This is a genomic window from Roseivivax isoporae LMG 25204 (assembly GCF_000521865.1).
Classification (GTDB): Bacteria; Pseudomonadota; Alphaproteobacteria; order Rhodobacterales; family Rhodobacteraceae; genus Roseivivax; species Roseivivax isoporae.
Map to the genome: position 1 here is coordinate 39,906 of NZ_JAME01000008.1, position 12,822 is coordinate 52,727.

Consider the following 12,822-nt stretch of genomic DNA (forward strand, 5'->3'; position numbering starts at 1 on the left):
AGGGAGGAGGAGACATGCAGACAGCCGCGGTGCTTCTCAACGGGCCGGGCGACCTGTGCGTCGCCGACCTGCGCCTGTCCGATCCCGGGCCCGGCGACATCGTCGTCGAGATCGCGCATTCCGCCATCTCGACCGGAACGGAAAAGCTGTTCTGGACCGGCGAGATGCCCCCGTTTCCCGGCATGGGCTACCCGCTCGTCCCCGGCTACGAGGCCGTGGGCGAGGTGGTGGAGGCCGCTGCCGGGACCGGGTTCCGCACCGGCGACCGCGTCTTCGTGCCGGGCGCCAACTGCTACCAGGGCGCCTACGGCCTGTTCGGCGGCTCGGCGCGGCGGCTCGTGACCGAGGCGGGCCGGGTGGCGCGCGTCGATGCGGGTCTCGGGCGGGACGGCGCGCTCCTGGCGCTGGCCGCCACCGCGCGCCATGCCATGGCGGGCCTCGACGCGCGGCTGCCCGACCTCGTCGTCGGGCACGGCGTGCTGGGCCGTCTGCTCGCGCGCCTCACCATCGCCGCGGGCGGCGACGCCCCCACCGTCTGGGAAACCGATCCCGTCCGCCGCGACGGCGCGGACGGCTACGAGGTGATCGCTCCCGAGGACGACCCGCGCCGCGACTACCGCGCGATCTACGACGCCTCGGGTGCGCCCGACATGCTCGACACGCTGATCGGGCGCCTCGCCCGCGGCGGCGAGCTGGTGCTCGCGGGATTCTATGCCCGCCCGCTGAGCTTTGCCTTTCCGCCCGCCTTCATGAAGGAGGCGCGCCTCAGGATCGCGGCCGAGTGGACGAAGCCCGACCTCGCGGCCACCCGCGCGCTCATCGAGACCGGGGCGCTGTCGCTCGCCGGGCTCGTGACCCACGACCGCCCCGCCGCCGGCGCGGCGGAGGCCTACCGGACCGCCTTCGGCGACCCGGCCTGCCTCAAGATGATTCTCGACTGGAAGGACATGGCATGAAGGACGACGTCCCGAACCTGAAGGACTTCGACCGCCGCCTGCGCGAGGAGGCGCACGAGGACCTCGCCGACGTGATCGCCGACGAGGAGCCGAAGAAGAAGACGCAGATCATCGCGATCTACGGCAAGGGCGGCATCGGCAAGTCCTTCACGCTGGCCAATCTCAGCCACATGATGGCCGAGCAGGGCAAGCGCGTGCTGCTGATCGGCTGCGACCCGAAATCCGACACGACCTCGCTGCTGTTCGGCGGCAAGGCCTGTCCCACGATCATCGAGACCTCGACCCGCAAGAAGCTTGCCGGCGAGGAGGTGAAGATCGGCGATGTCTGCTTCAAGCGGGGCGGCGTCTTCGCGATGGAGCTCGGCGGGCCCGAGGTCGGCCGCGGCTGCGGCGGGCGCGGCATCATCCACGGCTTCGAACTGCTCGAGAAGCTGGGCTTCCACGACTGGGATTTCGACTACGTGCTGCTCGACTTCCTGGGCGACGTGGTCTGCGGCGGCTTCGGCCTGCCCATCGCCCGCGACATGGCGCAGAAGGTGATCCTCGTCGGGTCGAACGACCTGCAGTCGCTCTACGTCGCCAACAACGTCTGTTCGGCGGTGGAATATTTCCGCCGTCTCGGGGGCAATGTCGGCGTCGCGGGCCTCGTGGTGAACAAGGACGACGGATCGGGCGAGGCGCATGCCTTCGCCGAGGCGGCCGGAATCCCGGTCCTGGCCTCGATCCCGGCCGACGACGACCTGCGGAAGAAGTCGGCAAACTACCAGATCGTCGGCACCGGGGCGAGCCCGTGGGGCGCGCTCTTCGCCGGGCTCGGAGAGGCCGTGGCGGGGGCACCGCCGGTGCGCCCGACGCCCCTGAGCCAGGACGAGCTGCTCGACCTCTTCGACGGGTCGGATACCGGGGCAGGCGTGGTCCTGGAGCCCGCGACGGACGCGGACATGCGCGGCAAGCACGCCGCGGCGCGGCCGTCGCTCGAGGTGATCTACGACGAGGCATGACGACGAGGGCCGGGGGCTCCGCCCCCGGACCCCCGGGATATTTGGACCAAGAAGAAGCTGGGGCGGACGTGACCGAGGACGCGAGACACGACGAGACCGAAGCGGCCGGGGCCGCGCAGCCTGCGCCGGTGGACGGCCTCGGCTGCCATTCGGGGGCGGAGTTCGAGGCGGCGGCGCGCGCGGCGGGCCAGTCGGGGCTGCTCGACCGTTATGCCGAGGACTATCCCAAGGGCCCGCACGACAAGCCGCAGAGCATGTGCCCGGCCTTCGGGTCGCTGCGCGTGGGGCTGCGCATGAAGCGGGTCGCGACGGTGCTGTCGGGATCGGCCTGCTGCGTCTACGGGCTGACCTTCGTGTCGCATTTCTACGGCGCGCGGCGCTCGGTCGGCTACGTCCCGTTCTCGTCGGAGACGCTGGTGACCGGCAAGCTCTTCGAGGACATCCGCGAGGCGGTGCACGAGCTCGCCGACCCGGCGCGGCTCGACGCCATCGTGGTGACGAATCTCTGCGTGCCGACCGCCTCCGGCGTGCCCTTGCGGCTGCTGCCGAAGGAGATCGACGGCGTGCGGGTGGTGGGGATCGACGTGCCGGGCTTCGGCGTGCCGACCCATGCGGAGGCCAAGGACGTGCTGGCGGGCGCCATGCTCGACTATGCCCGCGCCGAGATCGAGGCGGGCCCGGTGGCCGCCCCCGAGACGCGGGTGTCGGACCGCCCGACGGTGACGCTCCTCGGCGAGATGTTCCCGGCCGATCCCATGACCATCGGCGCGATGCTGGCGCCGCTCGGGCTTGCCGCGGGGCCGGTGGTGCCGGCGCGCGAGTGGCGCGAGCTCTACGCCGCGCTCGATTGCGGGGCGGTGGCGGCGATCCATCCCTTCTACACCGCCTCGGTGCGCGTCTTCGAGGCGGCGGGACGGCCGGTGATCGGCTCGGCCCCGGTGGGTGCCGAGGGCACGGCCGCGTGGCTCGCCGCGGTGGCGGACGCGTTCGGGCTGCCGGCCGCCCGGCTGGCCGCGGCGCAGAACGCGGTGCTGCCGGCGATCCGCGCAGGCCTTGCCGCGGCGCCGGTCACGGGACGCGTCACGCTCTCGGGCTACGAGGGATCCGAACTGCTGGTGGCGCGGCTCCTGATCGAGAGCGGCGCGGACGTGCCCTACGTGGGCACCGCCTGCGCGCGCTCGCCCTGGTCGGCGGAGGATGCCGCCTGGCTCGAGGCGCAGGGCTGCCGGGTGCGGTTCCGGGCCTCGCTCGAGGACGACATCGGCGCCATGGACCTGCACGCCCCGGACCTCGCCATCGGCACGACCCCGGTGGTGCAGGCGGCCAAGGAGCGCGGGATCCCGGGGCTCTACTACACGAACCTGATCTCGGCGCGGCCGCTCATGGGGCCAGCGGGGGCCGGGTCGCTCGCCGAGGTGGTCAATGCCGCGATCGCGGGGCGCGCGCGGATGGACCGGATGCGCGCCTTCTTCGAGGGCGTGGGCCGGGGCGACACCGCGGGCATCTGGCAGGGCGCGCCGAACCTGCGCCCCGATTTCCGCGCGCAGCACCAGAAGAAGCTCGACAAGGCCGCCAAGGCCCGCAAGGCGCAGGAGATGATCTGATGGGCGCGCGGGACGGCATCACGGAAACCCGGAACGGCGCGGCGCCGGTCGCGACGGTTCCGGCAGGCAGGGCCCCCGACGGGATGCGGGAGGGCGCCCAATGCTGATCCAGGACCATGACCGGGCCGGCGGCTACTGGGGGGCGGTCTATGCCTTCTGCGCCGTGAAGGGCCTGCAGGTGGTGATCGACGGCCCCGTGGGCTGCGAGAACCTGCCGGTGACCTCGGTCCTGCACTATACCGACGCACTGCCGCCGCACGAGTTGCCCATCGTGGTGACCGGGCTCGGCGAGGAGGAGCTCGGCCGCGACGGCACCGAGGGCGCCATGAAGCGTGCCTGGGAATGCCTCGACCCCGCCCTGCCGGCGGTGGTCGTGACCGGGTCCATCGCCGAGATGATCGGCGGCGGGGTCACGCCCGAGGGCACCTCGATCCAGCGGTTCCTGCCGCGCACCATCGACGAGGACCAGTGGCAGGCGGCCGACCGGGCGATGACCTGGTGCTTCACCGAGTGGGGCCAGACCAAGGGCCGCATGCCGCCCGAGAAGGCGCGGGAACCGGGGGCGCCGCCGCGCGTCAACATCCTCGGGCCCATGTACGGCACCTTCAACATGCCGTCGGACCTGGCCGAGATCCGGCGCCTGGTCGAGGGGATCGGCGCCGAGGTCAACATGGTGATGCCGCTCGGTGCCCACCTCGCGGAGATGCGCAACCTCGTGAACGCGGACGCCAACGTGGTCATGTACCGCGAGTTCGGCCGCGGGCTCGCCGAGGTGCTGGGCAAGCCCTACCTGCAGGCACCCATCGGGATGGAGAGCACGACGCTTTTCCTGCGCAGGCTGGGCGAGATCCTAGGCCTCGATCCCGAACCCTTCATCGAGCGCGAGAAGCATTCGACGCTGAAGCCCGTCTGGGACCTGTGGCGGTCGGTGACGCAGGATTTCTTTGCCACGGCGAGCTTCGGGATCGTGGCGAACGAGACCTATGCGCGCGGCATCCGCAACTATCTCGAGACCGACCTCGGCCTGCCTTGCGTCTTTTCGGTGGCGCGCGTCGCCGGGGCCAAGACCGACAACGACGCGGTCCGCGCGATGATCGCCGAGCGCCGGCCGCTGATCGTCATGGGGTCGATCAACGAGAAGATGTACCTCGCCGAGACCGCGCAGGGGCACGGGCCGAAGCCCGCCTTCATCCCCGCAAGCTTTCCCGGCGCGGCGATCCGGCGGCACACCGGCACGCCGTTCATGGGCTATGCCGGCGCCACCTACCTCCTGCAGGAGGTGTGCAACGGGCTTTTCGATGCGCTCTTCCACATCCTGCCGCTCGGCACCGCGATGGATGCGGGCGACGCGACGCCGACGCCGCTGCGCCGCGACATGGCGTGGGATGCCGACGCGCAGGCCGAGCTCGACCGGATCGTGGCACGCCACCCGGTGCTGACCCGGATTTCCGCCGCGAAACAGCTGCGCGACGCCGCCGAGGCGTCCGCGCTCAGACAAGGGGCCGAGCGCGTCGTGCGCGAGACCGTGCTGGCCCTCGAGACCAACCAGGGAGGACGTTCATGACCGACTTCACCTCGAACGCACCGCGCCGCCGCACCACCCGCCGCGGATCCGAGTTCCTGTTCTATTTCAGCCTGATCTTCGTGCTGGCGATCCCGTTCGTCACCGCGAGCTGGCTGCTCGACGTGTTCCAGAAGCAGACGCTCAACCTGCACGGGCCGCTCGCCCGGGCTTGGGCCGAAGCGGACCGGATCACGCCCATCCTGTTCTCGGCCTGAAAGGGCCGGGCAAAGAGACTGGCCGCCCCTGTCGTCGGGGGCGGACAGCCCGGAGGGAGGCACCGCCCCCCGACGGGACCCGGCCGCGAGGGTGTCGCGGCGTCAGCATAACGTTCCGGAGGAAAGTTCATGGCTGATCCGACCGACCTGTCCTTCACAGGTCTCACCGACGAGCAGGCGCAAGAACTGCATTCCGTCTACATGAGCGGCCTCTGGCTGTTCTCGGCGGTGGCAGTGGTGGCCCATCTGGCCACCTTCATCTGGCGTCCGTGGTTCTAAGGGGGCGAAAAATGGCAAAGTTCTACAAGATCTGGCTCATTTTCGATCCGCGCCGCGTGTTCGTGGCGCAGGGCGTCTTCCTCTTCCTGCTCGCCGTCATGATCCACCTCGTCGTTCTGTCGAACGGCGTGAACTGGTTCGAGACGGCCGCAGCAGCCGGCGGCGCCGGCTGATGGGCCCGGCACGCCGCAGGGCGTGCCGCACCTCGGTGACCAAAGACATTGCTGCGGGCGGGACTTCGTCCCGTGCGACCCCGCCCGCAGCGAACGATGCTGGTATCGACGGCTTCAGATCCCTTGCCCGGACGATGCCGCCCAACGCGGAGACGGAAGATGGCATTGCTCAGCTTCGAAAAGAAATATCGCGTCCGCGGAGGGACGCTGGTCGGCGGTGATCTGTTCGACTTCTGGGTGGGCCCCTTCTACGTGGGCTTTTTCGGGGTCACGACCGCCTTCTTTGCCCTTCTCGGCACCATCCTCATATTCTGGGGGGCGGCCCATCAGGGCACGTTCAACCCCTGGCTCATCAACATCGCCCCGCCGGATCTGAGCTACGGGCTCGGAATGGCGCCGCTCATGGAGGGCGGGCTCTGGCAGATCATCACGATCTGCGCCACGGGCGCCTTCGTCAGCTGGGCGCTGCGCGAGGTCGAGATCTGCCGCAAGCTCGGCATGGGCTACCATGTGCCCTTCGCCTTCGCCTTCGCGATCCTGGCCTACGTGACGCTGGTGATCTTCCGCCCGCTGCTGATGGGCGCCTGGGGGCACGGCTTTCCCTACGGCATCTTCAGCCACCTCGACTGGGTGTCGAACGTCGGCTACGCCTACCTGCACTTCCACTACAACCCGGCGCACATGCTGGCGGTGAGCCTGTTCTTCGCCACCACGCTGGCGCTGTCGCTGCACGGCGCGCTCATCCTCTCGGCGGCGAACCCCGAGAAGGGCGAGATCATGCGCACGCCGGACCACGAGGACACGTTCTTCCGCGACTTCATCGGCTATTCGGTGGGCACCCTCGGCATCCACCGCGTGGGCTTCCTGCTGGCGATCAACGCGGTCTTCTTCTCGGCGGTCTGCATCATCATCTCCGGCCCCGTCTGGACCAAGGGCTGGCCCGAATGGTGGAACTGGTGGCTCGAGCTGCCGATCTGGGGTCCGCTCGCGGCAGGGGGGATGTAAGCGATGATCTGGAAACCCGAATATCAGAACGTGTTCACCCAGACCCAGGTGCAGGGCGCACCGGAATGGGGGGTGAACGACAACGGCCGGATGATGGAGGAGCGCGGCGGCAAACCGTTCTTCTCGCCCCTGGTGGGCTGGCTCGGCAACGCGCAGATCGGCCCGATCTACCTCGGCTGGACCGGCCTCGTGTCGGCGGCGACGTTCCTGATCGCGCTCTTCATCGTCGGCTTCAACATGCTGGCGCAGGTCAACTGGTCCATCCCGGAATTCATCCGGCAGGGCTTCTGGCTGGCGCTCGAGCCGCCCTCGCCGGAATACGGCCTGACCATCCCGCCGCTCTACGACGGCGGCTGGTACATCATCGCGAGCTTCTTCCTGCTGATCTCGGTGATGACGTGGTGGGCGCGGTCCTGGCTGCTCGCGGCCGAGCACAAGATGGGCAAGCACGTCTTCTGGGCGTTCGGCAGCGCCATCTGGCTGTTCCTGGTCCTCGGCCTCTTCCGGCCGATCCTCATGGGCTCGTGGTCCGAGGCGGTGCCCTACGGCATCTTCCCGCATCTCGACTGGACCACGGCGTTCTCGATCCGCTACGGCAACCTCTACTACAACCCGTTCCACTGCCTCTCGATCGTCTTCCTCTACGGCTCCGTGCTGCTCTTCGCGATGCACGGCGCGACGATCCTCGCCGTCACCCGCTACGGCGGCGACCGCGAGCTCGAGCAGATCGTCGACCGCGGCACGGCCAGCGAACGCGCCGCCCTGTTCTGGCGCTGGACCATGGGCTTCAACGCCACGATGGAAGGCATCCACCGCTGGGCATGGTGGTTCGCGGTGTTGACCCCGATCACCGGCGGCATCGGCATCCTGCTGACCGGCACCGTCGTCGACAACTGGTTCGTCTGGGCCCAGGAACATCACTTCGCCCCGGCCTATGACGGGTCCTACGGCTACGAGGCCTTCGGGACGACGTACCAGGAGTTCATCGGCCAAGGCGTCGCCGCAGAGGGAGGGAACTGAGCCATGCTACCCAAGTGGTTCAACGACTGGAACAGCGAGAAGCCCGCCGACATCTACCGCCCGGCGATCCTGATCGGGACGCTCGGCGGGGCGGTGCTCGTGGTCACCCTCCTCGTGACATGGGGCCAGCCCTTTGCCACGACGAGCCTGCAGACCGGCCCGCGCGGCACGGGGATGTCGGTGCCGGAGTTCAACTCGGTGCGCACCTCGCCCGATCCCACGGTCGAGCTCTACTACAGCGAGGCGCCCTACGAGGTGGCCGAGGATGCGCCGCTTGCACGGGACGTCTACGAGAACGTGCAGGTGCTGGGCGGGCTGACCGAGGACAACTTCAACCGGGTGATGCTGGCGATGACCCAGTGGGTCGCGCCGGACCAGGGCTGCGCCTACTGCCACGGCGCGGGCGGGCCCGAGACCTACGGCTCGGACGACAACTACGCCAAGGTCGTGTCGCGGCGCATGATCCAGATGACCCAGAACATCAACGAGAACTGGTCGGGTCACGTGAACGCCAACGAGGAGGTGGGAGTGAACTGCTTCACCTGCCACCGCGGCGAGAACGTGCCCTCGGACATCTGGTTCCGGATCACCCCGCTCGGTGACACGATGGAGGGCTGGGGTGCGGTGCAGAACCGCGTGACCATGCAGTCGCAGTACACCTCGCTGCCCTCGGACGCCCTCGAGACCTACCTGCTCGACGGCGAGGTCATCGGCGTGCACGACTTCGAGAGCCACGTGGACTCCGATCCGTCGGATCCCGAGACCGCGACCTGGCAGAACGCCGAGCGGACCTATTCGCTCATGAACTACATGTCGAACGCCCAGGGCGTGAACTGCGTGTTCTGCCACAACAGCCGGGCGTTCAACGACGGCTCGCAGGTCACGCCGCAATGGGCGACCGCGTCGCTCGGCATCGCGATGGTCCTCGAGCTGAACAACGACTACCTCGTGCCGCTCAAGGACATCTATCCCGAGAACCGGCTGGGACCGGTCTACGCCGACGCGCCCAAGGCCGCCTGCAAGACCTGCCACAAGGGCTACCAGCGGCCGCTCCAGGGCATGAACGTCATCGCCGACTGGCCCGAGCTCGCCACCACGGGCGACCCCGTCTACGCGACGGACTGACCTCGGACCCGGACGGGCGGCCCTGCAGCGCCGCCCGCCCGGGTCCGGTGCCGGATCCGCGGCCCCGCCTTCCCAGGGCGCCGCGGATGGCCGGAGAATTCATCCTCCGGTCTTTTCCTGTTGGCTACAGGAGCTGGGCGTCGCACGGGCTCAAGCCCCCCGCTCGTGTCCGTGCGGCGCCAATTTCCCTCTCTGCCGGAGGACTGATCATGACATCCCGACCCGAGACACCGACCCTCGACCGCGTCGCCGGACCGGCCGACCTGCGCCGGATGGACGACCGAACGCTTTCGACGCTCGCCGACGAGCTGCGCGCCGAGGTGGTCTCGGCGGTGAGCGAGACCGGCGGTCACCTCGGGTCCTCGCTGGGCGTGGTCGAACTGACGGTCGCGATCCACGCTGTCTTCAACACGCCCATGGACAAGCTGATCTGGGACGTGGGCCACCAGTGCTACCCGCACAAGATCCTGACCGGGCGGCGCGACCGCATCCGGACGCTGCGCCAGAAGGACGGGCTGTCGGGCTTCACAAAGCGGGCGGAATCCGAGTTCGACCCGTTCGGTGCCGCGCATTCCTCGACCTCGATCTCGGCCGCGCTGGGCTTTGCCGTGGGCCGCGACATGGGCAAGGCCACGGGCGATGCCATCGCGGTGATCGGCGACGGTGCGATCAGCGCCGGGATGGCCTACGAGGCCATGAACAACGCGGGCGCCGAGGGCCGGCGGCTCTTCGTGATCCTGAACGACAACGAGATGTCGATCGCGCCCCCGGTGGGCGCCATGTCCGCCTACCTGTCGGGGCTCTATGCCGCCGAGCCCTTCCAGCGCATGCGCACCTTCGCCGAGGGCATGGAGGCCGCGTTGCCGGCCCCCATGCGCGAGGGCGCGCGCCGGGCCCGCCAGCTGGTGACGGGCGGGCTGCGCGGGACCGGCACGCTGTTCGAGGAACTGGGCTTCGACTACGTGGGGCCGATCGACGGGCACGACATGGGTCAGCTCCTGACGGTGCTGCGCGCGGCGCGGGCGCGGGCCACCGGACCCGTGCTGATCCATTGTTGCACCGTCAAGGGCCGCGGCTACGCGCCCGCCGAGGCGAGCGCCGACAAGTATCACGGCGTCGGCACCTTCGACGTGGCGACGGGCACCCAGAAATCCTCTGCCGCGGGCGCGCCCGCCTACACCAAGGTGTTCGGGCAGGCGCTGACCGAGGCCGCGGCGCGCGATCCCGATCTGGTCGCGATCACCGCCGCGATGCCGAACGGCACCGGCGTCGACCTCATGGCGAAGCGCTTTCCCGACCGGGTCTTCGACGTGGGCATCGCCGAACAGCACGCGGTGACCTTCGCCGCCGGCATGGCCGCCTCGGGGCTGAAGCCGGTCTGCGCGATCTACTCGACCTTCCTGCAGCGCGGCTACGACCAGGTGGTGCACGACGTGGCGATCCAGCGCCTGCCGGTGCGCTTCGCCATCGACCGCGCGGGACTGGTGGGTGCCGACGGGGCGACCCATGCGGGCGCCTTCGACGTGGCCTACCTGTCCTGCCTTCCGGGGTTCACGGTCATGGCGGCGGCCGACGAGGCCGAGCTCGTGCACATGGTCGAGACCCTGCGCGCGCACGACGAGGGTCCGATCGCGCTGCGCTACCCGCGCGGCACCGGGACCGGCGCGACCTTGCCCGCGCGCGCCGAGGCGCTGCCGATCGGCCGCGGCCGGCTCGTGCTCGAGGGCGAGGACGTGGCGATCCTGTCCTTCGGCGCGCATCTCGACCGCGCGCTCGACGCTGCCGACCAGCTCGAGGCCGAGGGGGTGGGCGTGACGCTCGCCGACGCGCGGTTCGCCAAGCCGCTCGACATGGACCTCGTGCGGCAGCTCGCGCGGAACCACGCGGTGCTGCTGACCCTCGAGCAGGGGGCGCGCGGCGGCTTCGGCGCGGCGGTGCTCGAGGCGATGGCGGCGGAGGGGCTGCTCGACCGTGGGCTCGCGGTGCGCACGCTGACCCTGCCCGACCGCTTCATCGACCAGGCGAGCCCGGAGCAGATGTACGAGGCGGCGGGACTCGGCGCCCGGCACATCGCCGCCGCGGCGCTCGCGGCGCTCGGGCGGACGTCGAAGGTGGTGCCGTTCCGGGCCTGATCCCGGCCGCAGCCCCGCCGGGGGGCGGAGATGCGAGGGCGCTGCCCTCGCGCTCCCGGGATATTTCCGCCAAGAAGAAGAGGGGGCGGGGCGCTCAGGCCTCGCCGTCGCCCGCGAGGTGGCGCGCGCCGCGGGCGCGGGCGAGCGCGATCTGGCGCTGGCGTTCGCGGAACCGCGCCTTGTCCCGCGCATCCGTCTCGTGGGCGCAATGGCGGCAGGCGACGCCGTCCTCGTGGTCGGGATGGGCGCGGTCCTCGGGCAGGATCGGCCGGCGGCAGGCATGGCAGAGCAGGTGCGGGCCCTCGCGCAGGCCGTGGCCCACCGACACGCGGCCGTCGAAGACGAAGCATTCGCCCTGCCAGGCGCTGTCCTCCTCCGGGACCTCCTCGAGATAGCGCAGGATGCCGCCCTCGAGGTGGTAGACGTCCTCCACGCCCTGCGCGATCAGCCAGTTGGTCGACTTCTCGCAGCGGATGCCGCCGGTGCAGAACATCGCGATGCGCTTGCCCTCGAAGCGGTCGCGGTTGGCCTCCCACCAGGCGGGGAAGTCGCGGAAGCTGCGGGTGCCGGGATCGACCGCGCCCTCGAAGGTGCCGATCGCGACCTCGTAGGCATTGCGCGTGTCGATGACCGCCACGTCGGGACTGCGGATCAGCTCGTTCCACGCGGCGGGCGCCACGTAGCGGCCGGCGCGCGCCGCGGGGTCGACGCCCGGCTGTCCCAGGGTCACGATCTCGGGCTTCACCCGCACCTTGAGCCGGGCGAAGGGCCGGTCCGCCGCGGTGGACCGCTTGACGTCGATGCCGGCGCAGCCGGGCAGGGCCCTCACGTGGTCGAGGAGCGCCGCGAGCCCGTCGGCGGGACCGGCCACGGTGCCGTTGATCCCCTCGTGGGCGAGGAGGAGCGTGCCGGTCACCCGGCCCTCGCGCGCCGCCGCCTCGAGCCCCGGCACGAGTGCCGCGGGATCGTCGAAGCGGGTGAAACGGTAGAGCGCGGCGACCTCGAACATGGCTGGCGAGATACGACTGCCGGCGGGCGCGATCAAGGGGCGGGGGGTGGACACGGGGCGCGCGCCCGCTAGGCTGCCCGCTCGGAAGACCGGGACAGGACGCGAGGGACGGATGCAGGCGCTGATCGTGATCGACGTGCAGAACGATTTCTGCCCCGGCGGCGCGCTGGCCGTGCCGCAGGGCGACCGCGTGGTCGCGGGCATCAACGCGCTGATGGACGAGGTGCAGGCGGTGGTGCTGACGCAGGACTGGCACCCGGCGGGACATTCGTCCTTCGCCTCGGAACACGAGGGCCGCGCGCCCTTCGACACGGTCCGGATGGCCTACGGTCCGCAGGTGCTCTGGCCCGACCATTGCGTGCAGGGGTCCGAGGGCGCGGCCTTCCATCCCGCGCTCGACACCGACCGCGCCGACCTCGTGATCCGCAAGGGCTTCCGGCCCGGCATCGACAGCTATTCGGCCTTCTTCGAGAACGACCACGCGACGCCCACAGGCCTCGAGGGCTACCTGCGCAGCCGCGGCATCGAGCGGCTGCTGCTCGCGGGGCTCGCCACCGATTTCTGCGTGCGCTTCTCGGCCGAGGATGCCGCGCGGCTCGGCTTCGCGGTCACCGTGCGCGAGGCGCTCTGCCGGGGAATCGACCTCGACGGGTCGGTGGCCGCGGCGCGCGAGGCGATGCGGGGGGCGGGCGTCACGCTGGCCTGACGCGCTTGCCAAGCGGCGACGCGGTTGATTTAA

At 70.4% G+C, this 12,822-nt stretch carries 13 protein-coding genes; 12 read left to right on the forward strand and 1 reads right to left on the reverse strand.

Annotated elements, in window-relative coordinates; translation table 11 throughout:
- Positions 1 to 14 precede the first annotated feature (14 nt).
- From bchC to dxs, 11 genes are all read left to right on the forward strand, one after another.
- Complete coding sequence (gene bchC, locus RISW2_RS06815; protein ID WP_043768357.1) at positions 15 to 956, forward strand: chlorophyll synthesis pathway protein BchC; 942 nt, start codon at positions 15 to 17, stop codon at positions 954 to 956.
- Positions 953 to 1,957: a chlorophyllide a reductase iron protein subunit X gene (locus tag RISW2_RS06820; RefSeq protein WP_043768359.1), complete on the forward strand. Its 1,005-nt coding sequence runs from the start codon at positions 953 to 955 to the stop codon at positions 1,955 to 1,957. The genes bchC and RISW2_RS06820 overlap by 4 nt, the downstream gene beginning before the upstream one ends.
- Positions 1,958 to 2,025: 68 nt before the next feature.
- Positions 2,026 to 3,561 carry a chlorophyllide a reductase subunit Y gene (gene bchY, locus RISW2_RS06825; protein ID WP_043768362.1) on the forward strand — a complete coding sequence of 512 codons (1,536 nt, stop codon included), beginning with the start codon at positions 2,026 to 2,028 and terminating at the stop codon, positions 3,559 to 3,561.
- Between the two features lie 100 nt (positions 3,562 to 3,661).
- Positions 3,662 to 5,125: a chlorophyllide a reductase subunit Z gene (bchZ, locus tag RISW2_RS06830; RefSeq protein ID WP_043768365.1), complete on the forward strand. Its 1,464-nt coding sequence runs from the start codon at positions 3,662 to 3,664 to the stop codon at positions 5,123 to 5,125.
- Complete coding sequence (gene pufQ, locus RISW2_RS06835) at positions 5,122 to 5,340, forward strand: cytochrome PufQ (protein WP_043768367.1); 219 nt, start codon at positions 5,122 to 5,124, stop codon at positions 5,338 to 5,340. Before bchZ ends, pufQ begins: the two co-directional genes overlap by 4 nt.
- Positions 5,341 to 5,469: 129 nt before the next feature.
- Positions 5,470 to 5,619, forward strand: a complete 150-nt coding sequence (gene pufB, locus RISW2_RS06840; RefSeq protein ID WP_037259290.1) for a light-harvesting antenna LH1, beta subunit — start codon at positions 5,470 to 5,472, stop codon at positions 5,617 to 5,619.
- Between the two features lie 11 nt (positions 5,620 to 5,630).
- Positions 5,631 to 5,792: a light-harvesting antenna LH1, alpha subunit gene (gene pufA / locus RISW2_RS06845; protein WP_037259287.1), complete on the forward strand. Its 162-nt coding sequence runs from the start codon at positions 5,631 to 5,633 to the stop codon at positions 5,790 to 5,792.
- A 159-nt stretch (positions 5,793 to 5,951) separates the two neighbouring features.
- Complete coding sequence (gene pufL, locus RISW2_RS06850; protein WP_043768378.1) at positions 5,952 to 6,797, forward strand: photosynthetic reaction center subunit L; 846 nt, start codon at positions 5,952 to 5,954, stop codon at positions 6,795 to 6,797.
- Positions 6,798 to 6,800: 3 nt separating this feature from the next.
- On the forward strand, positions 6,801 to 7,817 hold the full coding sequence (gene pufM, locus RISW2_RS06855) for a photosynthetic reaction center subunit M (RefSeq protein ID WP_043768381.1): 1,017 nt from the start codon (positions 6,801 to 6,803) through the stop codon (positions 7,815 to 7,817).
- Between the two features lie 3 nt (positions 7,818 to 7,820).
- Positions 7,821 to 8,942: a photosynthetic reaction center cytochrome PufC gene (pufC, locus tag RISW2_RS06860; protein ID WP_043768383.1), complete on the forward strand. Its 1,122-nt coding sequence runs from the start codon at positions 7,821 to 7,823 to the stop codon at positions 8,940 to 8,942.
- 209 nt (positions 8,943 to 9,151) lie between these two features.
- Positions 9,152 to 11,074: a 1-deoxy-D-xylulose-5-phosphate synthase gene (gene dxs, locus RISW2_RS06865; RefSeq protein ID WP_043768386.1), complete on the forward strand. Its 1,923-nt coding sequence runs from the start codon at positions 9,152 to 9,154 to the stop codon at positions 11,072 to 11,074.
- A 94-nt stretch (positions 11,075 to 11,168) separates the two neighbouring features.
- On the opposite strand, the gene trhO is transcribed toward dxs, so the two are convergent.
- Positions 11,169 to 12,083 carry an oxygen-dependent tRNA uridine(34) hydroxylase TrhO gene (trhO, locus tag RISW2_RS06870; protein ID WP_043768388.1) on the reverse strand — a complete coding sequence of 305 codons (915 nt, stop codon included), beginning with the start codon at positions 12,081 to 12,083 and terminating at the stop codon, positions 11,169 to 11,171.
- 112 nt (positions 12,084 to 12,195) lie between these two features.
- Between trhO and pncA the strand changes: the two genes are divergently transcribed.
- Complete coding sequence (gene pncA, locus RISW2_RS06875; protein ID WP_043768389.1) at positions 12,196 to 12,789, forward strand: bifunctional nicotinamidase/pyrazinamidase; 594 nt, start codon at positions 12,196 to 12,198, stop codon at positions 12,787 to 12,789.
- Positions 12,790 to 12,822 lie beyond the last annotated feature (33 nt).

Bases quoted from the DNA above. Each gene is read 5' to 3' on its own strand.
- dxs (WP_043768386.1), top strand. From the start codon at position 9,152: ATGACATCCCGACCCGAGACACCGACCCTCGACCGCGTCGCCGGACCG.
- pufQ (WP_043768367.1), top strand. From the start codon at position 5,122: ATGACCGACTTCACCTCGAACGCACCGCGCCGCCGCACCACCCGCCGC.
- bchC (WP_043768357.1), top strand. From the start codon at position 15: ATGCAGACAGCCGCGGTGCTTCTCAACGGGCCGGGCGACCTGTGCGTC.
- pufB (WP_037259290.1), top strand. From the start codon at position 5,470: ATGGCTGATCCGACCGACCTGTCCTTCACAGGTCTCACCGACGAGCAG.
- pufC (WP_043768383.1), top strand. From the start codon at position 7,821: ATGCTACCCAAGTGGTTCAACGACTGGAACAGCGAGAAGCCCGCCGAC.
- pufL (WP_043768378.1), top strand. From the start codon at position 5,952: ATGGCATTGCTCAGCTTCGAAAAGAAATATCGCGTCCGCGGAGGGACG.
- pncA (WP_043768389.1), top strand. From the start codon at position 12,196: ATGCAGGCGCTGATCGTGATCGACGTGCAGAACGATTTCTGCCCCGGC.
- pufM (WP_043768381.1), top strand. From the start codon at position 6,801: ATGATCTGGAAACCCGAATATCAGAACGTGTTCACCCAGACCCAGGTG.
- trhO (WP_043768388.1), bottom strand. From the start codon at position 12,083: ATGTTCGAGGTCGCCGCGCTCTACCGTTTCACCCGCTTCGACGATCCC.
- RISW2_RS06820 (WP_043768359.1), top strand. From the start codon at position 953: ATGAAGGACGACGTCCCGAACCTGAAGGACTTCGACCGCCGCCTGCGC.
- pufA (WP_037259287.1), top strand. From the start codon at position 5,631: ATGGCAAAGTTCTACAAGATCTGGCTCATTTTCGATCCGCGCCGCGTG.
- bchZ (WP_043768365.1), top strand. From the start codon at position 3,662: ATGCTGATCCAGGACCATGACCGGGCCGGCGGCTACTGGGGGGCGGTC.